Source organism: Chryseobacterium taichungense (assembly GCF_900109935.1).
Taxonomy (GTDB): domain Bacteria; phylum Bacteroidota; class Bacteroidia; order Flavobacteriales; family Weeksellaceae; genus Chryseobacterium; species Chryseobacterium taichungense.
The window spans coordinates 335496-359837 of record NZ_FOBV01000003.1; the positions used below are offsets into that span (position 1 = coordinate 335496).

At 37.4% G+C, this 24342-nt stretch carries 21 protein-coding genes and 1 pseudogene; 8 read left to right on the forward strand and 14 right to left on the reverse strand.

The features are described 5' to 3' along the window. Window position 1: 1 nt before the first annotated feature. Complete coding sequence (locus tag BMW64_RS08275; RefSeq protein WP_089999518.1) at window positions 2-859, forward strand: DUF7281 domain-containing protein; 858 nt, start codon at window positions 2-4, stop codon at window positions 857-859. A gap of 358 nt (window positions 860-1217) precedes the next feature. Here BMW64_RS08275 and BMW64_RS08280 read toward each other — a convergent pair whose 3' ends face one another. The 9 genes from BMW64_RS08280 to BMW64_RS08320 form a co-directional block, all read right to left on the reverse strand. Continuing rightward, a complete protein-coding gene (locus BMW64_RS08280) occupies window positions 1218-2060 on the reverse strand; it encodes a toprim domain-containing protein (RefSeq protein WP_089999519.1) in 843 nt (280 codons plus the stop codon). A gap of 427 nt (window positions 2061-2487) precedes the next feature. Then, a complete protein-coding gene (locus BMW64_RS08290) occupies window positions 2488-3618 on the reverse strand; it encodes a hypothetical protein (protein WP_089999521.1) in 1131 nt (376 codons plus the stop codon). Window positions 3619-3700: 82 nt separating this feature from the next. Further along, window positions 3701-3859, reverse strand: a complete 159-nt coding sequence (locus BMW64_RS20640) for a hypothetical protein (protein ID WP_177175259.1) — start codon at window positions 3857-3859, stop codon at window positions 3701-3703. Between the two features lie 93 nt (window positions 3860-3952). Beyond that, window positions 3953-4705 carry a ribonuclease H family protein gene (locus tag BMW64_RS08295; RefSeq protein WP_089999522.1) on the reverse strand — a complete coding sequence of 251 codons (753 nt, stop codon included), beginning with the start codon at window positions 4703-4705 and terminating at the stop codon, window positions 3953-3955. Between the two features lies 1 nt (window position 4706). Continuing rightward, the gene (locus BMW64_RS08300) at window positions 4707-4958 is read right to left on the reverse strand and encodes a DUF3853 family protein (protein ID WP_089999523.1); all 252 of its coding nucleotides are present in this window, start codon (window positions 4956-4958) and stop codon (window positions 4707-4709) included. Window positions 4959-4964: 6 nt separating this feature from the next. Further along, the gene (locus tag BMW64_RS08305) at window positions 4965-5507 is read right to left on the reverse strand and encodes a hypothetical protein (protein ID WP_089999524.1); all 543 of its coding nucleotides are present in this window, start codon (window positions 5505-5507) and stop codon (window positions 4965-4967) included. A 16-nt stretch (window positions 5508-5523) separates the two neighbouring features. Beyond that, window positions 5524-5787 carry a helix-turn-helix domain-containing protein gene (locus BMW64_RS08310; RefSeq protein WP_089999525.1) on the reverse strand — a complete coding sequence of 88 codons (264 nt, stop codon included), beginning with the start codon at window positions 5785-5787 and terminating at the stop codon, window positions 5524-5526. A 252-nt stretch (window positions 5788-6039) separates the two neighbouring features. Further along, window positions 6040-6885, reverse strand: coding sequence for an RteC domain-containing protein (locus BMW64_RS08315; protein WP_089999526.1), 846 nt, complete (start codon window positions 6883-6885; stop codon window positions 6040-6042). A gap of 51 nt (window positions 6886-6936) precedes the next feature. Beyond that, window positions 6937-8595 (reverse strand): hypothetical protein, encoded by a 1659-nt coding sequence (locus tag BMW64_RS08320; RefSeq protein WP_089999527.1) that lies wholly within the window; start codon window positions 8593-8595, stop codon window positions 6937-6939. A gap of 307 nt (window positions 8596-8902) precedes the next feature. On the opposite strand from BMW64_RS08320, the gene BMW64_RS08325 reads away from it, so the two are divergent. From BMW64_RS08325 to BMW64_RS08335, 4 genes are read left to right on the forward strand one after another with little or no spacing between them, the layout of a single operon-like run. Further along, on the forward strand, window positions 8903-9154 hold the full coding sequence (locus BMW64_RS08325; protein WP_089999528.1) for a hypothetical protein: 252 nt from the start codon (window positions 8903-8905) through the stop codon (window positions 9152-9154). Window positions 9155-9185: 31 nt separating this feature from the next. Further along, window positions 9186-9350: a hypothetical protein gene (locus tag BMW64_RS20645; RefSeq protein ID WP_177175260.1), complete on the forward strand. Its 165-nt coding sequence runs from the start codon at window positions 9186-9188 to the stop codon at window positions 9348-9350. A 12-nt stretch (window positions 9351-9362) separates the two neighbouring features. Continuing rightward, window positions 9363-10877: a MauE/DoxX family redox-associated membrane protein gene (locus tag BMW64_RS08330; RefSeq protein WP_089999529.1), complete on the forward strand. Its 1515-nt coding sequence runs from the start codon at window positions 9363-9365 to the stop codon at window positions 10875-10877. A gap of 25 nt (window positions 10878-10902) precedes the next feature. After that, the gene (locus BMW64_RS08335) at window positions 10903-11163 is read left to right on the forward strand and encodes a DUF6520 family protein (protein WP_089999530.1); all 261 of its coding nucleotides are present in this window, start codon (window positions 10903-10905) and stop codon (window positions 11161-11163) included. Between the two features lie 127 nt (window positions 11164-11290). Here the strand turns inward: BMW64_RS08335 and BMW64_RS08340 are convergent, their stop codons facing one another. Genes BMW64_RS08340 through BMW64_RS08350 form a run of 3 tightly spaced genes read right to left on the reverse strand, consistent with a single transcriptional unit; the run spans window position 11291 to window position 18179 of the window. After that, entirely contained in the window at window positions 11291-13789 is a 2499-nt protein-coding gene (locus tag BMW64_RS08340) for an alpha/beta hydrolase family protein (protein WP_089999531.1), read from the reverse strand. Continuing rightward, entirely contained in the window at window positions 13776-15191 is a 1416-nt protein-coding gene (locus tag BMW64_RS08345) for a RagB/SusD family nutrient uptake outer membrane protein (protein ID WP_089999532.1), read from the reverse strand. Before BMW64_RS08345 ends, BMW64_RS08340 begins: the two co-directional genes overlap by 14 nt. 3 nt (window positions 15192-15194) lie before the next feature. Further along, window positions 15195-18179 (reverse strand): SusC/RagA family TonB-linked outer membrane protein, encoded by a 2985-nt coding sequence (locus BMW64_RS08350; RefSeq protein WP_089999533.1) that lies wholly within the window; start codon window positions 18177-18179, stop codon window positions 15195-15197. Between the two features lie 614 nt (window positions 18180-18793). Between BMW64_RS08350 and BMW64_RS08355 the strand changes: the two genes are divergently transcribed. Then, a complete protein-coding gene (locus BMW64_RS08355; RefSeq protein WP_089999534.1) occupies window positions 18794-19078 on the forward strand; it encodes a helix-turn-helix transcriptional regulator in 285 nt (94 codons plus the stop codon). A gap of 306 nt (window positions 19079-19384) precedes the next feature. On the opposite strand, the pseudogene BMW64_RS08360 reads toward BMW64_RS08355, so the two are convergent. Then, window positions 19385-20261: pseudogene (locus tag BMW64_RS08360) on the reverse strand (IS982 family transposase). 236 nt (window positions 20262-20497) lie between these two features. Here BMW64_RS08360 and BMW64_RS08365 point away from each other — a divergent pair. Together BMW64_RS08365 and BMW64_RS08370 are read left to right on the forward strand one after the other, a co-directional pair. Beyond that, the gene (locus BMW64_RS08365; RefSeq protein WP_089999535.1) at window positions 20498-21211 is read left to right on the forward strand and encodes a YozE family protein; all 714 of its coding nucleotides are present in this window, start codon (window positions 20498-20500) and stop codon (window positions 21209-21211) included. A gap of 322 nt (window positions 21212-21533) precedes the next feature. Then, complete coding sequence (locus BMW64_RS08370; RefSeq protein ID WP_228400883.1) at window positions 21534-22736, forward strand: pectate lyase family protein; 1203 nt, start codon at window positions 21534-21536, stop codon at window positions 22734-22736. A gap of 166 nt (window positions 22737-22902) precedes the next feature. On the opposite strand, the gene BMW64_RS08375 is transcribed toward BMW64_RS08370, so the two are convergent. Next, entirely contained in the window at window positions 22903-24333 is a 1431-nt protein-coding gene (locus BMW64_RS08375; protein ID WP_089999536.1) for a bifunctional metallophosphatase/5'-nucleotidase, read from the reverse strand. Window positions 24334-24342: the final 9 nt, after the last annotated feature.

The window sequence follows — 24342 nt, forward strand, 5'->3', positions numbered from 1 at the left end:
AATGAAAATACCCATTCACATCGCTCAAAAAATTGTACAACTTTCGCAAGGAGAAACGCTACCATCAAGCGTGGCTAAACATTTCATTATAGAAGAATTGATTTCTGAAAGAATCATTGAAAGAACAGGCAGAATCCAGAAAAAACTTCAACTCATAAACCGCAACACACTATTCTTGTACCTTCAAAACAAATACGGAATCAGCGATCTGGAAAAGTACATTGAAGTTAGCCAGAAAGAAAATGTGCAACGAAGCGATTTAGTTGAAATTTCTTCCAACTCAAAACTTAAAAACGTAAGAACATTCAAAGGGTTTTTGGTAAATAGTTATCTTCCTATACAAGCGACTTTGAATGGTGAAGAAACAACATTGAATTTTACAGAAGGAACATTTCAATTTATTTATGATTTTGAAAATTTTATTCCAGAGAATAACATTACAATTGTAGGAATCGAAAACGCTGAAAATTTTCGTTGGATAGCAAAACAAAAAAAATTATTCGCAGATATTAAACCGCTTTTTGTAAGCCGATACCCTCAAAATCAAAGTAAAGATTTGGTAAAATGGTTGCAGTCAATTCCCAATAATTACCTTCATTTTGGCGATTTTGATTTTGCCGGAATTGGAATTTATTTAAATGAGTTTAAAAGGCATCTTCCAGAAAAAGCATCCTTTTTCATCCCTGAAAACATTGAAATTTTGATTGCTGAGAAAGGAAACAAAAAACGGTATGACCAGCAAAAAATTAATTTCAAAACAGAATCAATTGAAGACGAAAAATTAGCACAATTAATTCAGACCATTCATTGCTACAAACAAGGCTTAGACCAAGAAATATTCATAAATTATAGCGAGTAGAAACATTTAATAATTTATCTATTTTATGGACTTACCCCTTCATTACTTTTGGCAAATGAATTAACAATTACTAAGGCTTTTCCCAACTCTGAAATTTACAAAAAGAGCTCCGTTCAAGCGGGGCTACAAATACCGCAATGTAGAAATTTCCAGCCATCAATTCACAATTGTTTTTTTATTATCCGTGCATTCCTGGTATTTTCTCTTCACAATTTCAAAGCGACATTATTTGTGTATTTGTAGCAATCCAAACCTTTCAATGTGACCTATCTCCAGTCTGTTTTTTTTAAGGTTTAACCAGTTTTATCATTCTTAAAATTTAATTTCTCTTTAAAATCATTTTCAGAATTTCTACATTTTACTTTGTTGCATAAAACCACTCATTTAAATCCTTAAAATCTTTGTACAACAAAGAACAATCTTCAACATTTTTATAGTTTTTCCTGATAATCTGTTTGATTATAATTCCATTATCATCATTATCCAGGAAAAGTGAGATTTTGTCATATTCTCTAAGTTCTTCATCAACTTTGAAAAGCATAGCCGTAGAATTGAGAATCAAATAATCTGAAATTGAACTTTCAGCACTTTCTAAATTTTTAAAAGTCAGATAATCAAAAAAACCTTCAAAAACTACAATTTCATTGGAAGTATTCAAATCATTTTTTATCAAAGTGACATCTTTTTTGCCCAAACAGATTTTTGAATATTTACTTCGGATTTCAACTCCTCCTGAATTATTAAAAAAGCCAATTCCGAAATATTTTTTGCTGTTCAGTTCGTAGTAAATCTCTTTTACCAAATTTCTTTGCTCAAAAACTTTTCTGGATCGTAAATACTGGATTAAAGCAGGGTGCTGAATTTCGTTTACTTTTATGATTTGATAATTTTTGATTTGGACAGCTTCTTCAATCTGAGTATTATTTTGAACTGAGAAGTCAAATTTTTCAAGATACTTCAAAGCATCAGAAACTGAACACCGATTCATTTGCTGAACGATTGAAATCACATCATAACTTTTCCCGGTTCCAAAATCAAATGCTTTATTTTTTACAAAATCAACAGACAAACTCGGGATTTTTTCCTCCCTGTCAAGCGCAAAGTAAAATGCAGTTTTCACGTTTTCTTTCACAGGAAATAAATTAAACGATTCGAAAACCGTTCTTATATTTATCTTTTGTTTTATTTCTTCGCAATTCATTTTTTTCTTTTTGAAGCAAATTTTTTATCCACATTTTCCTTTTTAATAAAAAAAGACTTTTTAATTACTTTTAATATACTTTTAATGAGGCATTGCATCCTCTTATGGCAAAGGTTTTGAGCCGTTTTTTCAGTGAGCGCAATTCCGAATTCTGGTGAGCGCAATTCCGAAAGTAGAGTGACCGTAATTCCGAAAAAACAAAAGTTTTCGGGTGAGTGCAATTCCGAATTGAACCTTCTATTTTCATTCATTTTTAATACTGCACTCGTAGTTATCCACATTTTTTCATGGTTATCCATATTTCTAGTGGGTTTTGAATTTCGGAGTGAGCGCAATTCCGAAATCTTAATCAAAAGTTTCGGAATTTTAACATTTTCTTAACTTCAGTGACCGCAATTCCGAATTCCGGGTGAGCGCAATTCCGAATTCAAATAATTATCGGATAACCATTTGGCAATAATTCTCCCATTTTTGTACGCCGATAAATTTGTATGAGATGTTCCTGAATTTCATTCAGAAATAATTTTCCTTGAAATTCCGTAGATTTAATTTCTTTCAATCGAGCCGTTCGGATAAATTCTTTGAATGCCTTTTCTATCAAAACTCTGGTTTGTGGAACGTTTCTGTATTGATGGGAAAACTGGAGCATTTCATTTTCGTGCAGACCATATCTTTTTCTGATGTAACTTAATCTTTGGGCTATTTTTTCCCTATGGTCAAGATATGCTTCGCTTGATTCTAGTTGTTCGCTTGTATTTTGAGATAAAGTGTTTTTCAAAATGTTTTTAGTTAAATGAGGAATAATAAAAATTGAATCTCCTCTGTACTTGTAATTGAAGGAAAGCGTATTAAATGTATTCAAACTGACTCTTGCAGGTTTTAAAAATTTGAAGCAAAAATCCTTAGAAGTTTTATACTTCAATCCAAATTTCTTGTTCAATGTTGAGAGTTTTAAAACAGCTCCGTTCTCAGGCAGTTTTGCAAGCCAGATAGCGAAAATAATATGCTTATTGTTCCTGACATTGTACACCAAGTTGTACAAAACGTAATTGTATTCCGGAATAACCATCAGTTTTTTAAGCCAATAACTACTGATTAAAAACGTGGTGTAACCTCTCTGGTCATAACTAGGTATAGAAATTAGTCCACCAAAAGTTTTGATTTCCTTGCCTTTGGAATTAGTGGATTTGTACCAGCACATTTTGAACTTCGTAAGAAATTCATAAGCTTCTACCACTTGCTTCGTAGAACCGCTTGGTGATATTTTACTGTTCCTGATTTTTATGAGAGCGAAAATATTGTTCTCGGTTTCAAACTCCTCATCAAACAAGGAGAGTTGTTTAGGTCGGTCTTCCGGACGAAATTGCTCATTACTGATGGCAGAAACAATATTAAATATCACCCTAAGAGCATTGATGGGAATATCCGCAGCCTCGTGACCTTCGAAAATAAAATCGTCCACGAAATGGTTTCCCAACCGAATTCTTTCAGGATTTACTTCATTATTATTTTTAAAATTCTTGCGGATCAACCGTAAATCTTTTTCCGGTACAGCCATAATAATACTTCAATTTGTTTTAAAATTTCAATCTTTATTTTCCTTCATTACATTCTAAATTGATTAAAATCGATTTGTAATTTTATATCAATTTGATTTTCTCGCTTTCGAGTGTTTTAGTACCGTCCGCAATACTGTAATATTTGTAAATATTAATTCCTTCACCTTGAAAGACCCTTTTCTCGACTTTACCGAAATTTGGGATCTTCACTTTTTGAATTCCTTTATATTCGGCAAGCATTCCGTTGATGGTTACTTTTTGACCTAGTTTTAAACCTGATAGTGTCTAATTTAATTTTTTAGTGTGTTCTTATCCTAGACATTTGCCCAGGTTTCAAAGGTTGCCGTTTTCGCATTTTGGACGTTTTATATCCGGAATGGATTGAAGTGAAAGTTGATGGCTTTCCGTTTGACTTTTAATAAAAGGTAACGTACTTTTCAATGAAGATTTCCAATTGGTAATGGGTCTATCAGAACTATTTTTCCAGCCATTCTTTTTCCAATTCTCATATTTCGATTGTATTTCAGAATCTAACTCAGGCTTGTAAATTTTTAATGTTTTCGCATACGTCATAAATTCTTCCAAAGACGGAATATTTTCATCATTCCCTTTTTGAGTTGTTGGTTGTGGTTGTGAGGATTGTATTGTTTGCAATAAATCGCTTTCAATTTCCTGATCTTTAGAGTTTTCAGAAAAAATTTGGACGAGAAAATTTTTTAGTAATGAAACTCCGGATTCTTCTGTTTCTTGAATCAAATCTTCCTTTCCAATTTCTTCTTTCTTCACTATTTCAGGGGCAGAAATATGTGAAGGATAATCTCCTATCAATGTGTACTTACACGCAAGTCCGCTTGTTGTTTGGTATTGAATTAATCCTAAATTCCGGAGTTTTTCCTTAGTGGATTTTACCGTTTTTCTGGTCACTCCTAATTCTTTGCTTATGACAACATCAGAAATTTGAAAATCACAAGAGTCATTATCAGAACCAATTTTCAGCAGGTATAAATACATTGAAATTCCCGTTGTTCCAATTGATTGTTTTGGGTTAAAATCCCAAAACCGCTGCATTAATTCAAGGTAATGCATCTTATTTTTTTGCGAAAAGCACTAATGCCTTTTCCTTATCAATGATGATAATGTTTCCGTTTTGAATGATGGCGTCATCCAAAACTCCTGAAGATTTTATTTCCGAGGCTTTCGAAATAGAACATCCCAGCATTTTTGCCAGACCTTTCAATCCAAATTCATATTTTTTTTCCGAATTAATTTTTTTGGAAACCTCCAAAAATTCTTCAACAGTTAGTCGCCATATCGGAGTTTTGGGATCTATATTCGTCATCTGTTCTTAATTTATATATTTTTTCAATTCAGATATCCAATTCCTCGCAGCAGCCTGCCAGCATTTCATTGGTTTCTCATTGCTCAATTTCCAGTTTTTAGATCGATAATAAGAGAAAAAACGATCTGCTTCTGCAGATGGGAGATCCCGTTCAGAAAAATATAACTCAACTTCATTAAACACCGGAACTAAAAACCGAATCTCATCTTGCAGTAAGAATTTTTGATTTTGAGATATTATTTTTTCACTTACTTTTTCAATGTCAAAATCAACGATCTCGATCAAGCTTCCTTTGTATGAATTATAACTTGGCGAGTACCGTATAAATCCTGCGCGACAAAGTTCTCTGATGCACTTATGGTAAGTTGCGATTGACCTGATCTTACTTAACTTCATCACGTCTTCCCTGCTGATCCGAAAAGAATTCTGAAACCGGTTCCAACTCCAGAACTGGAAAAGTGAAACATACATACTGATATGAGAGGGATACAATCGATCATCTTCAATAACACGCTCAAAAAAAACGATGATATTTTTATTATTCTTCATAATTCCGTATTAAAAATTAATGTTTAACATCCGTGAGTAATTTTTGGATGTCTTTATAATTGTAATACAGGGAGCCCCCTATCTTGCTGTACGATAATGTTCCGTTGATCCTCAGATTTTGTAAGGTTCCTGAAGATATGTTAAGCAGCTTCTTGACCTCGGAACTTCGAAGCCATAATTTTTGCTCTGTAGTCTTACCCTTGAGTAAAAATTCAATACCTTCCAATAGTTCAATTTTGAATTGCTGAAGGTCTTCTTTGGTGATAATGGATATTGCCATAATTTCGATATTGTTTTGTTTGACAAATTTTCGAAATCACACAGAATATCTTTCGGTAGTTTCTCGGTACTACCGAAAGATTCTCTTGTACACCCCATGAATAGAGGGTTTTCAAGTAATAGCTCAAGGAAAATACACTCAATTCTTTGGAAATCGAGAAAATAGTTGCTAAAAATCACCTTCAAGAAACAATCTGCTTAGATTATGACTCAATATCTATTAAAATTTTGATGTTCTGGCCTACCCCCGGCGTTATAGGTCCAATTCATCCAGATATTGATCTAGGTTTTTCTGAAGCAGTGACAAAAATTTGGTCCTGTCGGTTTTCCTTAGGCGCATTTCACTTAAGGTCTTATGATAATTGCCCAAGTTGATGTTAAGTGAGTTCTCGGCCCACCGGAAAATTTCTGCCAGATCGGACTGACCACCGTTAAAGCACTTTGTTTGATGAAGCGCGTACAATAATTCAATAAGCGCAACTTTCGGGGCTGTCCATTCCAGATTCTTAATATGCGTAATTGAGTTTTCTTTGTTTTCCTTCAAATCTATTTTATCTGTTAAGTACTGATCTAAAAGGTCATTTGCCATAATTTGAGAAACAATATGGTCGTGGGATGTTGAAAATCCCTCATCATAACTGTACAGTTCCGGACTGAGCTTCAACTTAAAATCAAATTTGAACCGAACGAAATATTTTTTGTCCAGGTATGTCGATTTACGACGATAATAACTGATGAAGTCCCTTTGTTCATTATAGAAATATAAAAGATTGGATCTCTCGTTTTCATAGTACAATCTTAACGCCTGCGAATCAGCGTAAGGTTTTGAGGCTTCTATCGCTAACACTTTGGAATAGTAGATATATACTGCTACGAACTGCGGTTTGGTATTTTTAAAGAAATATATTTCGTTACTCCAGTCCGGAAACTGATATTGGCGCAATAGATCCTTCAATTGTTTTATAGCAGCATCTGTTTCCATCAGAATTTCTTCTGCCCGAATCACAATATCATTCTCACTTCTGTTGATCTGATCCACTGCTGTTGTAAGATCTTTCCAAAGTTGATCAACTTTTTTTTTAAAATTTTGTCCGTTCATACATTTTTCAATTTATTGTTAACGTAAAAATCGGGCTAAAAAATAAAAAAGTCAGGTCTTCTTCAATTCTTCCTGTCTCATTCTGATAAAATCTCTAGGCCTGATACTGTTGATCTCCTGAAAGTGTGCTGAGAAGATCTGCCTGTTCGCCATCCCGCATATTTTGGCGAGTGTTTCAATTTTATAACTAAGATATTTAGTATCCTCTACAAGCAAATTGGTGATATATCTTATCCTTAAAGCTTTAAGGTATGTTGGAAATGTTACATCAAAATGTACATTGAGTACATACGATACATGGGTGCGGTTACTCCCTATCATTTTGGCAACAATGTCAAGTGTTAAATTCTGCTGAAGAAATTGTTTTTCGTCTTCAAAAATCTTTAGATTTGTTTTGATGTCTTCGATAATTTCTGAACTGTATAAGTCTAAACTGTTTTCATCAGATGAAGCGGGTGGTATAAAGTCGAAAGTAATGGTTTCTTTTGAGGTATTTAATTTTTCAAGCACTTCCTGATACCTGGCATTCAATTCCTTTTCTCTTTTCCTGAACCTCCAAATTAAAAAAAACAAGATTACCAGTCCCGCACCAATGAAAGAATATAAAATAACTTGATGACCTCTGATCATCTGCTTCTTCTCTTCTAATAAATTCTCCTTATCATACTCGCTATAAATTTTGTCCGTGAGCATCACAAAGTCAGCATTAATAATGGAGTCAGCCTTTAACAACTGATCCCCGTAATACATCTTCCGTTCAGAATCCCCATTTTTTTTAGCATGATCGATCAGATACAAGTAACTTGCTCTAATCTCAGGGGTAATAAACCAAAATTTATTGACCAGCGAATCAACTTTATTAAAATACTTTAACGATTCAGCTCTATTTCCCTTTGATCTATATAGTTTCCCCATATAAAAATAGACGCCCGTCAATGAAGCGTAATCCTGATTGCTGCTCAAAATATCTTGAGACACTTTAAAATGCTTCAAAGCTTCATCTGCTTTTCCCTTTCTAAGTAACTGCACTCCCTTTCCTTTCTGGAAGTACCCAAACTCAACTACAAGCTCGTTATTGTTATGAAGTCTTTCCAGCCCAATATTAATGAGAGAGTCTTCCTTATGATATAATCTTAGATTTTTATAACACGTGCTTAAGCGATAAATACTGTTAAAATAACCTGATTCATTATTGTACCTGATGTTCCGATCTAAACTCTCTTTGGCATTTTTTTCAAAAAAATCAGCTGCCTCTTCAAAATGTACGACCGCATATTTATAGTATCCCAAATAGCTTTTGATCATTCCCAAATGATAGATGATCTTATTCTTAAGGTAACCATCTTTTGATTTTTTTGAATATTTGAATGCTATTAAATATTCTTCCAAAGCTTTTTTATATTGTCTCAGATTATAGTAATAAATAATTCCTTTTCCTGCGTAGGCTCTCGCGATCTGGTCCTGGTCGTTTGATTTTATTGCAGTGATAATGGCACTGTCAGCGTAGGATAATTTCCTGCCGGTTTCTTTGCTGTAATAGATGGCTTCCTCGTAACCTCGGATCAGTTTTTTAAGGTCATGGTGATTTTTTGCTTTGTCAATGTACATTTTGACAAAAACCATTGCTCTTTCGTCATTCTCGGGGTAGGAATCGATCAGTCGGGAAATCTCCTTGTAAGATTGTTGCTTTATCTCTTGACCTTGTGTCATAAGCACAAACAAAGTGAACAATAATGGTAAAATTCTATTACAATAATACATTATGATAAGATATGTTCAAATTTAATGAAAAACTCGCAACTAAACGCCCGTTCAATATTTAAAACGATAACAATAAACTGATTTTCAATACATTATAATCATTATTTGTTGGTAGAATTGATCAATAGTTACATCGAATGTATCAATTGATGCAACAATAGTTTTTTTTAATTCCACAACCCACCTAATTTCGACATCAGAATTCTAATCAATATCAACAACCGGCCGGAATAACTTTTAAAACCATTAGTAAAAAATGAAAAAGTATATCTCAATTTTAAGTTTAATAGCTGCATTGTTTATGCAGTCCTGTGAAAGATCTGAGTCTGATTTAAATCCCACAGAACACGAGAAGATCAAAATTGAAACCCTCAAAAACAAAGAATCATCAAAGAATGCTGATGTATACTCAGAAGCAAAGGGCTCTAATAATTTTGAGACGGGTGATGATGATGAACCCAAAAAGGATAAGCAGCACTGGAGGACAGTGCGGGATACGATCTGGTGAAGATGACCTCTGCTAACTGATACAGTTTAAAATGGAAAATCAGAAAGTGATCTTAAGCACCGGAAAGAGATGTACCGCAAGTGGAGAATGGGAAATCGAAGGACGGATCAGTACTTCAATTTATGTATCAAAAGGTGAAATGATGCCGGCATATTGCGGAAAGAACGTCAAATGGATTTTAGTTAGAAAAGGATAAAATAAAAGAATTATGAAAACTTTCAGAACAAGATTTATAGAATTTGTCAGCTATTTTTTCATACTGCTCTTCTGCTACGCAAGTATCAGTAAAATGATGGATTTTGAGAATTTTCAGATCCAGATCGGACAGTCACCTTTGCTGAGCGCTTATGCTGGAATGGTTTCTTACTCCGTTATAATTATTGAGATTTTAATTTCTATACTCCTGATATTTGAAAGGACAAGGATTCCTGCACTCTATGCAGCGACAGCTTTGATGTCTGCATTTACGATCTACATCTATCTTATTCTTAATTACAGTGATTTTGTTCCATGTTCCTGCGGTGGCATACTTGAAGATCTGGGATGGACCGAGCATCTCATTTTTAATATTTTCTGTGTGGCAATTGGAGTGGCATCTGTTATCCTACAACAAAGGGTTAAGACCAATGGATTGCGACGAAGTATTTATTTTTTACTGTTATCCAATTTCCTAAGCTGTCTGATCGTTGTCGCATTATTTTTTTCGTCTGAGCACATCATTAAGAAAGAAAATAATTTTACGAGAAGATTTCTCATCCATCCTGTTATTGAAGAAAACAAACTGGATCTTAAAGTCAACTCATACTATTTTGCAGGCGAGCATAACGGAAATATCTATCTTGGAAATTATACTTCGCCTTTTACGCTCAGTATCGTTGATAATAGTTTTAAGACAATTCAGCAATATCAGCTTGTCCCTCCAAAGAGCAAACTCATTCTGAAAAATTTGAAAACAGTTGTAAGATTTCCTTTCGTCTATGTGGCTGACGGAAGCGCACCAATTATCTACCGGGCAAAGTTAGGAAGTTCAGCCTTGAATGTTTACAGTTTTAAAGATGTCTATTTTAATGACTATGTGGTTCCCGATAGCACATCGATTGTTTTCAGAGCAAAAAGCTCGACAAGCGACAAGCATGTTTTAGGGCTTTTGAAAATAGAAGATTCCAAAAGTGTGGTCATCAATAATGATATGATCTTATCGGATGGAGACGGAGTCTTTTCCACAGACGGAAAATTACTGTACAGTTCAGATGCAGACAAATTAATATTTGTCCATTATTACAAAAATACTTTTAGTGTAAGCAACCTGGATTTCTCAGGACTTCAACATCTGAAAACGATTGATACCGTAAACAGCACGAAACTTAAGATTGTAACCAAGCAGGATGGTCATCGGAAGATGGCAGCGCCACCAATGATCGTCAATGTCAATGCATCTACTTACGGCGATGTCCTTTTTAACCAATCTAATATCAAAGGTAAATTTGAGTCGCAGAAACTCTGGAAGAAATCCAGTGTCGTTGATATGTATAATATCATTAAACAGGAATATTTTGGTAGTTTTTATATCACCAACAAAAACAATTCAGGAATGAGCCAGATGCTTGCAACACAAAAATTCTTCTATACCATTACAGAAAATGAAATTGTGAGATACAGATATGCGCAGTCTGTATCGAAACATTTTCAGACAGGGAAAGCTGAAAACCTGAAAAAAGAGTAAGCATAATCATCAAATACTTTTTATTATGAAAAAGTTCATTTTACCCGCATTTGTGATCCTTATGGGTTCAGGTGCAGCTTTTGTCACACAAAGTTTTAAAACAGCTGACAAAGCAATTGTTGACGGATACAGAATCGATGAGTCTGATCCTCAAAATCCAACATGCGAAAACATGCATGTCGCATGTTCAGATGTCGCTACTCCCTTCATATGTGAGGACACAGTAGGAAACCAGCTCTACGAACTTCAGGGAACGAGCTGCCCTGAGCAATTATTCAAACCTTAGATCAATCTGGCTGTCTCACAAAAGGCAGCCTTTCTTCTGTTTAAGATTTAGTAATTGATCTTTATTCTTAGAAAACAAAAACGAACTCTTTTTAGGAGTTCGTTTTTGTTGAAAATTATGGTAGCACTTACTGTTTCAGGTACTTATTAAACCACTCTCCTATTTTAATTGTTGCCTGTATCTGATTTGAAGGTCTCTGCAACGCATGACCATCTTTCGGAAAGAGTATAAGCTCCGCAGGCTTTGCCAGGCTTTTCAAAGCGATAAACATCGCAACACTCTGTTCCCAGTCGACGTGGTTGTCTTCTTTTCCTGTCCATATCAGCAAAGGGGTATCAATACGGTCAGCGTGAAAAACCGGATTTTGCTTGATGTAAACATCTTTCAGTTCATAGAAATTTCCGGAAAACCTGAAGCTTTGATCCGTATACCGCCAAATATCGGGACGGAGGTATTTTTTACTCATCGAAAAGTATGATGCTGTAATGTCCGAAAGTGACACACCGCTAACAGCTGCCTTAAACATCTTTGTATTGGCTATGATATAATTCACTTCAAACCCGCCGAAAGACTCACCGATAATACCTAGTCTATCTCTGTCAATGCTGAATTTTTCTGCTGTCTTATTCACAGACTCTTCCACAGCTTCCAATGCAGACTCTCCGGGTCTGTTGATCTGATAGAATATTCTGGGCATAATAACGATATAGCCGTCCATTGCTGTCAATGATCTGTTGAATCCGGGCTGATTATAAAATGATGGCGAGACAAATTTCTTTACCGACGAAGCTGTATTTTCATAAACACGTACAATAGCAGCGTATTTTTTAGCAGGGTCATAATCCGGAGGTAGAATCACCGCAGTATAGGTTTCGTTTCCGTGCTTGTCCGTATAATAAATCAGCTCTGAGGCAGGCAGTGCCATACTTGCCAGATTCCCCTCGTTTGAAGAATAGACCGATTGTAACTTTTTCTTTTTGAGATCGTACAGCTTCAATTCCTGCGGATGTCTTGAGTTTTCTACGGTATAGGAAATACAATTATTTTCGATCAACACATTGTCGATCTGTATAATTCGAGGTTCTTCTATGACTGTTGTTTTTTTGTCCCTCACAACGATAAGACCTTCCTGCAATTGATTTTGATGCAATGTTTTTATTAACAGCCAGTCTTCCTTGATTGTATTAAACTCTGTCCATTTCATTTTATCTATCGGTTCGGAAGACCTGTTTAAGATCTCAAAAGCAATATTTTTGTCTTTTGATCGTGTAAGATTGGTAAATCTGCCCGTTCCCGTATCCATTTTCCAGATATTATTTTTACCTGTTACATATGCCGTCTGCTGATCTTCGGAAAAATGAAGATCGCCAATAGGTAAGGTTGATTTGACATTCTGCCTGTTGTAGGAGAAAAACTGGTCATCAACTTCTGCGGTAAGATTTCGTTTGACTTTCAGTACCGGATCATACATCCACCAGTCTTTCCCTTCAAAATAGAAAAACTTTCCTGTTTTGGTCGGAATAAAAGAGGGACTTCGTTGTACTGAGAATTCCACCGTGCCACTGCTGAGATTTTTAAGCCTGATGCCCGGTATCAAATGTTCATCCGTAAAATTTTCATTCGCATAGGCCATCACTTCGAGCAAGTATTGATCATCAAAGACCAGCATTACATCTGTTATACCTTCCGTATATGGGAAAGAAACTGATGTTTTCTTCACAGGGTCAATAATTAACGCATCGAAAGACAGCCCCTCACGTTTGTTAAGATTGGTCCCGAGTGCCAGATCATCCGTTCTCCAAACCTCTATGCTATCCTGCAACTTTTTTGCAGACCTCCCTCGTATAGCGATCAATTGACCACTATCTGTGAATCCTGTAAGCCTGAAGTCCTTTCCTGGGTTTTCAACATCAATTTCTTTGATCAAAATTCCTTTCTTATCATACGTGACCATTTTATAATTATTTCCCGCTGCAACCAGAATATCAAATTTTGAAGACGACGAAATTGGATTCCACCGAACGAAATTAGATCTATCGACCAAACCCAGATTCCTTCTGATCTCAGTTTCCAGTTGTACAAGAAGAGAACTCTGATCAGACATCGCCAGCATCCATTTATTATCCGAAGAGATCTCAAGTCTGCCGATATTTTTTGCAATCTGAAAAGATTTCAACTGGTCAGATTTCATCATATTGAGTTGTCCATCATTCATCAACAGGTAACAACTGTTATTTTTTTCAGAAATGTAAAAATCTTTTACCTGATCTATTTTTAAACGCTTTTCATTTTTCAGGTTGATGACGTCCAATACTCCGTTTTGATCCAACGCTATAAAAAGATCGCTACCGAAGTCGCTTTTCACCGCCAGACCGCCTACTATTTTATTCCCCGTAACATTATTTAACAGTACAGCATCTCTTTTCCTGTCATCATACTTCCGTATAAAATAGCTGTATTTCCCGTCATCGCTGACGGATATGTTGCCCAGCTGGTACCACTGCCTAAAAGTTTCAGGTTCAAATCCCTGCTGGGCTTTGAAGAGACTGATCGAGAAGACCATCAAAGCGATCACTGAAAGAACATTTATTTTCCTGCTTACTTTTCTGATATTAGTATCCCTCATTTTGCGGATTGAGTTTTGGGTTGGCAAATAGTTCTCTTTCAGGCAAAGGCAGCAGTTTTCGGAAGTTTTGCCATGCCGGCTTTAATGGAGATATGGTATTATCCAGCAAGCCTTTTCTTTTCAGATCAAAAAAGCGGTGCCCGTACTCTGTAAACAGTTCGTGACGCCTCTCATCCAAGATGGCAGTTCTGAGTTGTTGCTGAGAAAGCCCGCTCAGTGCAGTCAGTCCGGCACGGGTTCGCAATTTATTGACCGCAATAAGTGCAGATCCTGTGTTCCCCAGTTCATTTTCTGATTCCGCAAGAATTAAATAAGCCTCTTCAATTCTTAGCACCACTGAATATTCCAATGATGTGGTCGACGTTTTATTGTACTGCTTGTACTTATAAGCGTGGGAATAGGTCATTTGGGAATTGGACAAAGTCTTTGTCCATTGTACTTTTCTCTGATCTCCTGATTCGAAAGAATTAAGCAGGCTCTGCGACAGAACCACATTGGCTGGCGGGAGTGTCAAAAATGTATAATACTGACCTTCCAGAGTGTTGATCCCTGCATCTATCGGCATAAACTGCCAAACGGCACTTTTTGAATCTTTTAAAAATGTTTTGCTGAGGTCCTGGTCCACGGAATACGCAGGATTCTGGATGACCAGTGATGCGTAATTCTTCGCTTCTGACCATTTGTTTTGATAGAGGTATAGTCTTGCGAGGGAAAGCCTTACCCCCGAACGATTGATATGGGTGCGGTTAGCACTCGGATAGGTATCGCTTAACATCGTTTCAGCCTTTTTCAGATCCTCCTCGATTCGTAGGTACACTTCGCTAACAGGCATTCTTGATACTGACTGATTGATATTGTAATCTGTCGTTGAAACATATGGGATATCGCCATACAGTCCGACCATATAGAAATGGAGCAATCCCCTGATAAAATAGGCTTCCCCCAAGATCTGAAGCATCGTACTCTCATCAAGGTAGGCAACGCTCCGCAAAACCCCTTCAATGATGCTGTTCACAGCATAGATCTGTTTGTACGAATTGACCCAGATAGTATTGACCGTTGGTGTATTGGGCTGAACACCTAATTCGTAAAAGCTTCTGAAGTCGACAGGCTGATTGCTCACAGAGGTCAGCTCATCGGTATAGCACCCCATCAATGTTCCTACACCCGCCAGCCCTCCATTCAGCAGGGTATTGCTTCGCAGGTTGGAATAGACATCGGAAAGTGCCGCATACGCCAGTTTCTTGTCTTTGAACACCATGCTTTGAGAGATCTGGTTCTGCGGCTCATCCACTTCGAGGAATTTTTCACAGCCGACCGAGCAGATCAATACGGCTACTGCTCCAACTACAAACAGCTTTTTGCCGATATGTTTCTTGATATAGTTTGTTTCTGTTTTCATAACTTAAAATTTAAGGGTGGCGCTTAATGAGTATGATCTAATGGAAGGCAGATAAAAGCCGGCAACTTCGGGATCCAGTCCCTTGTATCCTGTGATCGTGAAAAGGTTCTGCGCCTGTGCCTGTAGTGTAAGGTCACGAATGAGACCTTCTTTCAATGGGATCTTATAGCTTAGCTGAACATTGTTGAGCCTGATAAATGAAGCGTCAACAATGACCGCATCACTGCTTTGGTATAGGGAATGGGCACGGGTCACATCGGAATTGGTTCCTGTGCCGGGACGCTGATAACGTGAATCCCTGTTTTCGGGTGTCCAGTAGTCCAGCATATAGGACGGGACATTGGACATGATGCCCAGCAATGAGATGCTGTAGTCCAGACTGTATTGTCTTTGCTTGACGCCTTGGATCAAAAAGGCGAATGACCAGTTCTTATAGTTGATCTGGCTGCTGAGCCCTCCGAAGAATTTCATTCCGATATCAACCACTTTGGTCCTGTCATTCAGATCGATCTTCCCGTCACCGTTCAGATCACTGAACTCATATACACCCGTATCGGGATTTACACCTTTTAGCTCATACACCTTCTTGATATTCATTGAACTCCCAACCTCGTACATCGTCGCATAGGAGGTGGATTCAATGTTGTCAAATTCGAGGAGCTTCGTTCGGGGAACCGTTAGATTGGCCGCGACTGACCATCGGAGGTCTTTCTTACGGATAAGATTGACATTCAGCTCTGCTTCCGCACCTGTGTTCTGCACCTTTGCAGGAAAGTTGCTCTGCACGGTTAAAAAGCCTGTGGTAGCTGCCAATGGAAGACCTACCAGCTGATTGGAAGACCGGTTCTGGTAATATGCTACTGTCAGGTTGACCTTATCTTTGAAAAGACCTAATTCCAAAGCTGTTTCCAGCTTTGTCGTCTTTTCCCAACTGAAATCAGGATTGAAAAGTCTCGACGGGTAAATTCCCGAAACACCATCATAGATCTGGGTGGTGGTGGTATAGGTGTCCATAAACTGGTAGTCCCCGATAAGATCGCTTCCGGCAGTTCCTAAGCTCATTCTCAGCTTGCCGAAGTTCAGCCACGGATTGTTTTCCAGAAAAGACTCTTTCGAAAAGATCCACGCTGCTCCTACAGCTCCAAAGTTCGCAAATCGCTTCTGCGGACCGAAACGGCTTGAACCATCCCTCCTTGCAGTAAGGTTCACAATATATTTTCCCGAATAATCATAATTGAACCTCCCGAAAAAGGCATTATAACGGTATTGCACTTCATTATCTTCCAAAACCTTTTGTACTTTGGCATTGGAAAGATTGCCTATAAGGTCATTGGAAGAAAAATCGCTTCCCTGAAGACGCAGGATCTGATCCTTCCTTTCCTCTACGGTCATTCCTGCCAATGCACTTAACTTATGATGAGTCCATTTTTTATTCCAGTGAAGCTGTGGTTCGATAATCCAGCTGTCACGCACCACCACCCCGTCGTATCTCACTGACGTACTGCTGTTGGCGCCGGTCGACGGATTAAAGGCGGTCGACGGATTGAGTCGGGATTCATTCTGCTCCGTAAGCGTATATCCTGCATTGAGTTTCAGTGACAAATCTTCAAATAACCGATAATCAACATTCATATTAGATGTCAGGGTTTTGATCTTTGAACTGTACTTATTTTCAAGCTTTGCGAGTGGATTGGCAAATGTGTTGCCTTCCCAGTTAAGCTTACCATTTGGATTGTACAGGGCCGGTGCATTGGGAGCGAGGAGAATCTGCCTTGTCAGATCGGCATCATTAAGGTTATTGTCCTGAACAGTATAATAAATGGTAGGGCTTATCTTGAGCTTTCTGTCCTCTGATGAATAGGTGTTGCTTAAATTGAATCCTGATCTTTTATAGCCCATCCCATTTCCGAAAGCTGTTCCCTGCTCCTGATGATGAATTCCCAAATGGTATTGATTCTGCGTATTTCCACCTGAATATGAAAGCTGTTGCTGTTGGCTGAGGAAGGTATTTCCGATAAAGGTCTTGTACCAGTCTGTTTCCCGTGACTGGTCCCATTTGCCGTTGAGATCATATGCCGTTACAGGATATGTAGAAATATTGTCGTTCTTAAAAGCATCCTTTCTCAACTGGAGATACTCTGAAGTATTTGCCATTTCAATAAATCGGTTTACTTTGGAAATGGTCGTACTCATCGTAAATTCAAGTGACGCCTTGCGGGAACTTCCCTTTTTTGTCGTAATAATTACAACACCATTAGCACCCCTTGAACCGTATATTGCTGTCGCATCGGCATCCTTCAACACCTCCATACTCTCAATATCATTTGGATTGATAGAGTTAAGCGGGCTAGCCTCTCCTTTTGACAAAATACCTGCTGAAAGAGAGGTTAGCGCATTGGACTGCGAATTCAAGGGAACGCCGTCAACAATATACAGAGGATAATTTCCTTCTGGACGAAGACTGTTCTTTCCTCTGATCTGGACTTCGAATCCTCCGCCTGCGGTTCCCGAGTTTTGGGTAATGCTGACACCTGCCATTCTGCCCTGTGCAGATGCAAGCACATTGGTTACAGGTTGATTTTCGATGTCTTTGGCCGAGATCTTGGCAATACTTCCTGTTCTTTCCTTGTCTTTGACCTTGTAATAACCTGCATTGAGAACAACTTCCTCAATTTCTTTTTCTTTCCCTAATGAGATATTGACGGTTATCCTGCTGCCTAAAGTGATTTTTCGTTCGGGATAGTCCGGATGCCGGTAAATGATCACCGGGTTTTCTCCTGACACCTGGACACGGTAAACGCCTGCTGCATTGGTCACAGCCACTTCCTCACTACCCTCCTGAAATACGGAGACGCCTTTGACTGGATGGCTATTTTCAGTGACAGTGCCTGTAATGGTGCGCATCTGCCCTATTGCTACGCCGGAGACGAGCAAGGTGAAGCCAAAAGCCAATTGAAGATGACTTAGGCTGCAAAAGTTTTTTTTCATACTTTTGAATAGGTTTAATTCGTTAAACTTTGCTCTTTCCTACGCTAGCGGTCAACTTTTGTGGAAAGGGCTTTTATTTTTATATGGTTACGTTACACTTTCTTTTTCTTTAATATGTTTTTAGCGTGTCTATTTGATGATGCTTGGGAGGAAGCTTCAGTAAGGACATAGCAAAACCTCCTGCCCCAGCACATCTTGAAATAATATGAATGAAATTGTGTCCCGTGAAAGCTGTAAAGCCGCAATAAGTTGTACACCTTATTGTATCGTGCAGTCTGATACTGTATTTTGTGGAAGCGGCTTAGAATGTAGAGAAAAGCTGACAGCATTGGAAATAAAACGACGTGGAACTCTACTATATCCGCCCTGAGGTACTGGTATACCCTTCACACAGATAAGAGAGCCCACGCCCTAGGTCGTGAGCTTCTTACTTATCCTCTCGTGTGTTAAAAATTACCAGTTTTCGGGCGAGATTCTAAGCAATAGCTTCTATAATTCTTTGAAGTATCGCAAAGTTACATTGCAGTAACTTATTTTACAAATATAATAAAAAAACACAAAAGACACTTATAAGTATCCTAAAATTTGATTCTAAACCAAGAATTTTACAATTAATGAAAGATTTAACTTTTACTTATGCAAAAAAAGCTCTTGGTTATAGGATTTTTGAGTTAAGACAAAAAATTATAAATCCCGAGACTGGAAAGCCTATATCTCAAGAAGAATTAGGATTACGAACTGGTCTTGTAAAAAAAACAATTGGTGAATTGGAACGAGGCAATACCAATCCAGAATTTGAAACATTATTGGTAATTATCAGAGAACTGAATGTCACCTTGCAAGAATTCTTTAATTTTGATATTGAGGCATATACAAAACTTGCCGAAGCTAAAAAATAGTTGATACAGGGTAGACTTCACATTATTATTAACGTAGAATCAATAAATTCCCTTTTAGTAAAAACTAAACCATATTGTTCATCCTTTGAAAGTTGGGTGTATTCGTAGAAATACAGTTGTTACATTTCGTAATTTATAAATTCTAATCTTTTCTGTAAAGTAACCCCGAGTAGAATGATTGTTTTGTTGTTATGTGAAATCACAAAAATAAGTTTTTAACATAAGGCTTCAAGCTAACAACTAATAAGGTGTGAATACATCAAAAAAAATCTCTTTAAAATAATATTTTTTAACCCGTTGTGCATTTTAAAATATGTTTGATTTTAGATTGTTAATATTTCTGTTTAAGTAGTTTTTATTGATGTATTGAACAATTGTTAGTGCTGTGATTTTTGCCAAAATTCTTGTTTTAAATCCTTCGAAGGTCTTCGCATAATTTCGTCTAATCATAAATTGGTCACACAGCTGAGAAAATAAAGTTTCAATCCTTTTTCTATGCTTTTTAAAGAGTTAAAATTGAGGTTTGTAGTCTTTTTGATTAATTCTTTTTGGAGTTTCCAAAGTAATATTCGCATAATTGAAAAGATCTACTTGTACCTATGACGAGAGATATCCTTATCACCAAACAAAATACAATCAGACAAATGTTCTTTAATATCTTTTAAGAAATGAATATCATGAATGGATGCCGGACTGAGCTCTACGCTTTGAAAAACACCACTCACAGAGCAAACCGCATGCAATTTGTAACCGTAAAAAGACATTTGTTGCGATGCACAAAAACCTCTGTTAGGAAAGCAATACTGTTGATCCTTACATATTTTGGAGCGCATACTTCTGGAAATTTCACAGATTTCCAAAGGCATACTGTCGACAATAAAATAATTTTCAAATTCATTGAAACTCTGAGCCATTTTTAAACGTATTTCATTGATCTTAAAGATAATTTTCGCTTTCTTCGATTGTAAACACTGCGTTCTATTTTATTGCTCAAAAAATGAGGAAGCTAACGGAATAAGTGATTTTCACTATCAATTCCCATATATTCGGCGGTTAAGGCAAGGCTTACGACTTCCAAATCTTTCATTCTGGAAACATATCTCTGATAAGATAAGAGTGTTTCACTTGAAATTTTTCGTAAAACTTCCAAAATCCTTCCGTAATTTGCACCTAAGTTGTTCATTGTAAATGTTTTGTGGTAAAAACATTTACAATGAACAACTTATTTCTTTTTATACATAATGCACAACGGGTTTTTTATATATTTGTGTAGGTCTATTCTACAGAGCCTGCCACCCACTAATAGCAAAGCTGATAAGCACTGTAATTCTTTTTAATTGAATAACTTTTGTTTCATACAAGAGACGTGGTTAGTGGGTGACATTTATTTCTTGTGAAATAAAATAAAATAAAAATTCAATGGAATCGCATAATCATACGATCAATTTTTATAAACTAGAATCAAAAAAGCTTAAAAGAGAACTTGGAATCCGGCATATCGAGGCATTACATATTACTGCCAAAAAATATGGATTTTCAAACTGGACACACTGCCTTAGAAGTTTTGATGCTAAGCCAGAGCCATCTGACAATATTATAGCACATATAACATTCACCGATTGGTTGAGCAAAAAGGTTAACAGGAATTCACCGCTAGGCGATCTGGCCAGAGATGTGAAAACGGACAGCACATGGCCGTCATTTGATAGCTTTGAGCAGTATGAATCATACCTGAGATCAAAAGGAGCTGCAAGAGAAGCTATGTACGCTTTGAAAAATGCGTGGAAAAGCTACAATGCAAATCTTAAACGCAGTTTACTGCCAAATAAGGATAAGATAATAGCAAAAATACTAACACCTAAAAATGATATTAGAAAAATCGTTTTCGTGAAGAATATCATTCCTTTACACTACAGCAAAAGAATACCAGAAAAGTTCAATGTTGGAGATGAGGCCTGGATCTCCAATGACGGACGTAAAGCCATACCTGTAATTATTACAGAAGTGGATGAACGGCACTATTCCTTCAGGGTTGAAAGACCTTTGAAAAATGCCGGAGATGAATATTACTATCGGCTAGACGAGGTTCGCAGTACTCCGGAACTTGCTTGTCTGAATCGACTTACATCATAACTTTAATATCTTTCTTCTGTACTTTTTAAATAAGGTGGAAGTTTTAGTAACATTAAAGATGCCCTTGGATCTGTACCAAGGGCATTTTTTATAATTACAGTTTTCCCTTCTGACCATTTCATCACTTATGGAAGCTTCTATTTCCTGTCATTCCTTGATTCACAAAATATTTCTATATTCTTGAGAATTATCGTAATTAAGATTTTTTAGAAACAGAAAGTGCAGGACACTCTATCAATACGTTCGCACTAACTTCGTTATAAATCAAATGGCTATGTTTTGGAAAATATCCCTATCCTTCATTTTATGTTCTTTCAATTTGATGATCAACGCACAACAGCTGGCATTTCCAGGAGCAGAGGGCTTTGGACGCTATGCATCCGGCGGTCGTGGGGGAACTGTTTATTACGTGACCAACCTTAACGACACAGGAGCAGGTTCATTCAGAGACGCGGTAAGCAAGAGCGGTAGAACTGTCGTTTTTGATGTTGCAGGTGTAATTAAGATCAATGAAAAGATCTCAGCTGCTCCGGGAATCACCATTGCAGGACAAACCGCACCTGGAACTGGCGTTACGGTTTACGGCAACAGTGTATCCTTTAGTGGAAATACCATTGTCAGGTACATGAGATTCAGGGGAAGCATTGATATGCCCAAAGGCGCATGCACCGTGGTAGCAGATGATTTGAAGGATATTATCTTTGACCACGTTTCCATTGAATGGGGCAGATGGGACAACCTGCACGTAAAGAACAGCAGCAATATAACTTTTCAATATTGCCTTATCGGAGAAGGGATAGACCCTCAACGTTTCGGCGCACTTCTGGAAAATCCTGTAGATATAACGGTACACCATTGTCTATGGACAGGAAACCAGAGCCGCAATCCTAAAGCGAAGGCGAAGATCGAATATATTAATAACGTAGTTTACAACTGGGGTAAAAGCGCATTCGTTGGAGGACACTCGGCAACAGATCACTATCAGGATATTGTGGGCAATTACTTTATTGCGGGACCAAGTTCTACCGGTGATTTTTTAAGTATGTTCACTGCTACAGATCATGTATACCACAGAGATAATTATGTCGATCTCGATAAAGATGGTAAAGTAAACGGACGGTTGGTGACTGATGAAGATTTTATAAGACAAAAAGCAACTTTGGTAAAAGTACCTTCAGTAATCTCAAGAAGTAATGTTAAGATCAGTGCCGCAACAGATATGTGGAAAGTTATTATGAACGAAGCCGGTTCCTCATTGAAACGCGACGCGGTAGATCAACGTATCATAGGGTATTTTAAAAGTCTCGGTTACAAAGGTCAGATCTTTAAGACGGAGGCCGATGCTGGCGGACAACCGAAAGTGAAAAAGCAGATTTCAAAATTAAAAGACACAGATGCGGATGGCATCCCCAACAAATGGGAAACCAAAAATAATCTAAATGGTAAGGATTCTGGGGACGCAGCTATCATAAGTAAAACAGGTTATTCAAATCTGGAAAACTATATTAACAGTTTGGTCAAGTAGTGAGTCAATACTTTTAGGGAAGTGAATACCTTACTTTATGCCACTAATTTAGGAACCGTTTGAAAAAGTTAGAAAATCAGGTATTAGTGCGCTTTCAAAGAGACATAGAAATTGAACTCTAATGAAAACAAAAGGCAGAAAATCTCCCAATTCTCTGCCTTATTTATCAAACCAAAAGAAACGAATCTCCAGATTTTTCAATAAGAGAGTGTTCTTCAAGATATTTTACCATTGCTTCCACCGCCTTCAAGCCATTTTCTGTACGGTTTTTCCCGAATTTCTTCGGGATGCCTTGCTCCGTGAGAAAAGCAACTTTGTAAACCTTGTCTTTTTCTAAATGTGTCCCCTTAAAATAGATTTCCTGAATTCTGTAACCCGGCGGATTTTCAATTCGCATCAAAATCTTCAGTCCGTTGCAACGCTTCACGTAACCTCCCATTTGTTTCATCGGCTCAGCGGAAAAAGTTCGTTCAAGATTTTCTTCTAACATTTCAAAGATCTCTTTTCCCGTAAGCTCTGTGGTGGAAATAGACGGGTTCATCGGCACGATTTTGTATAAATCCCATAGTGTAATATTGCCGACATCTATAGGCGCACCGTAGCGCCACCCGTTGGAAAAGGAGATCTCAACGTCCGTCGCAAAATTGACGGCAGAAAGAAGAAAATCATCCATAGTTGAGGATAATGTCGAATAGCGGTGAAGGATATGATCTGTTGTCCCCAAAACTTTATTTCTCATTTCAGAAAAAGGCTGTAGACTTTTTTCCACCAGATTTTTAACTTCTACATCTTCATCTTCATCTATACTGCCATCTGTTTCAATGAGCTTGTAATCAAAATGTTTAATCATTCGATTTTCTATGTCAAGCATTAGATGCCCTACAAATGATCCGTGGCAGCCACATTGGATGATAATGCAGTTTCCTGCTTTTTTTGGTTCGTACATCCGGTTATGGGTGTGTGCACTGAGACAAATATCGATTCCTTCAACTTTTTTGAGCAGTTCAATATCTTGCGGATAACCATTGTGCGACAAAAGAATAATAACGTCCACAGCATTATCTCTTAATTCTCTGACGCATTGATTTGTCTCTTCAATTCCATCGGTCACCGTTATGCCTTCACTAAACTTCTCTGGCATTGTCTTATCGATAATACTGGAACAGATCCCGATAATACCAATTTTGAGTCCTCCAATTTCCGATATTTTGTACGGTTTTAAAAACTGATTTCCATTTTCATCAAACACATTACATCCTAAAATAGGGTAATCCAATTGACTTCCCAATGTCAAAAGATGCCTTGGTGTATAGGCAAAATCCCAATGACCTACCATTGCATCAAATCCAAGCTGGTTGAGTACGGGAATCAAAACCTCTCCTTTCGATTGTACGACCGGAACGGTTCCGTGAAACGTATCACCTCCGTCAAAGAACAATGCATTCGGATTTTCTGCCCTGATCTTTTTAAAAATATTCTGAATTCTTGCGTAACCTCCTGCATTTTTTACATACTCTTTCTGACAGTCATAATACAACTCCGGGTGTGGCTCCATATAACCGTGTACATCGTTGATAAATCCTATTGATAACTTCATAATTTCATT

Excerpts from the sequence above, each read along its gene's own strand:
- BMW64_RS08295 (WP_089999522.1), bottom strand. The coding sequence starts at position 4,705 with ATGCATTACCTTGAATTAATGCAGCGGTTTTGGGATTTTAACCCAAAA.
- BMW64_RS08355 (WP_089999534.1), top strand. The coding sequence starts at position 18,794 with ATGAAAGATTTAACTTTTACTTATGCAAAAAAAGCTCTTGGTTATAGG.
- BMW64_RS08315 (WP_089999526.1), bottom strand. The coding sequence starts at position 6,885 with ATGAACGGACAAAATTTTAAAAAAAAAGTTGATCAACTTTGGAAAGAT.
- BMW64_RS08330 (WP_089999529.1), top strand. The coding sequence starts at position 9,363 with ATGAAAACTTTCAGAACAAGATTTATAGAATTTGTCAGCTATTTTTTC.
- BMW64_RS08340 (WP_089999531.1), bottom strand. The coding sequence starts at position 13,789 with ATGAGGGATACTAATATCAGAAAAGTAAGCAGGAAAATAAATGTTCTT.
- BMW64_RS08290 (WP_089999521.1), bottom strand. The coding sequence starts at position 3,618 with ATGGCTGTACCGGAAAAAGATTTACGGTTGATCCGCAAGAATTTTAAA.
- BMW64_RS08365 (WP_089999535.1), top strand. The coding sequence starts at position 20,498 with ATGGAATCGCATAATCATACGATCAATTTTTATAAACTAGAATCAAAA.
- BMW64_RS08305 (WP_089999524.1), bottom strand. The coding sequence starts at position 5,507 with ATGAAGAATAATAAAAATATCATCGTTTTTTTTGAGCGTGTTATTGAA.
- BMW64_RS08280 (WP_089999519.1), bottom strand. The coding sequence starts at position 2,060 with ATGAATTGCGAAGAAATAAAACAAAAGATAAATATAAGAACGGTTTTC.
- BMW64_RS08325 (WP_089999528.1), top strand. The coding sequence starts at position 8,903 with ATGAAAAAGTATATCTCAATTTTAAGTTTAATAGCTGCATTGTTTATG.
- BMW64_RS08370 (WP_228400883.1), top strand. The coding sequence starts at position 21,534 with ATGATCAACGCACAACAGCTGGCATTTCCAGGAGCAGAGGGCTTTGGA.
- BMW64_RS08345 (WP_089999532.1), bottom strand. The coding sequence starts at position 15,191 with ATGAAAACAGAAACAAACTATATCAAGAAACATATCGGCAAAAAGCTG.
- BMW64_RS20645 (WP_177175260.1), top strand. The coding sequence starts at position 9,186 with ATGGAAAATCAGAAAGTGATCTTAAGCACCGGAAAGAGATGTACCGCA.
- BMW64_RS08320 (WP_089999527.1), bottom strand. The coding sequence starts at position 8,595 with ATGACACAAGGTCAAGAGATAAAGCAACAATCTTACAAGGAGATTTCC.
- BMW64_RS08350 (WP_089999533.1), bottom strand. The coding sequence starts at position 18,179 with ATGAAAAAAAACTTTTGCAGCCTAAGTCATCTTCAATTGGCTTTTGGC.
- BMW64_RS08300 (WP_089999523.1), bottom strand. The coding sequence starts at position 4,958 with ATGACGAATATAGATCCCAAAACTCCGATATGGCGACTAACTGTTGAA.
- BMW64_RS20640 (WP_177175259.1), bottom strand. The coding sequence starts at position 3,859 with ATGCTTGCCGAATATAAAGGAATTCAAAAAGTGAAGATCCCAAATTTC.
- BMW64_RS08310 (WP_089999525.1), bottom strand. The coding sequence starts at position 5,787 with ATGGCAATATCCATTATCACCAAAGAAGACCTTCAGCAATTCAAAATT.
- BMW64_RS08335 (WP_089999530.1), top strand. The coding sequence starts at position 10,903 with ATGAAAAAGTTCATTTTACCCGCATTTGTGATCCTTATGGGTTCAGGT.
- BMW64_RS08375 (WP_089999536.1), bottom strand. The coding sequence starts at position 24,333 with ATGAAGTTATCAATAGGATTTATCAACGATGTACACGGTTATATGGAG.
- BMW64_RS08275 (WP_089999518.1), top strand. The coding sequence starts at position 2 with ATGAAAATACCCATTCACATCGCTCAAAAAATTGTACAACTTTCGCAA.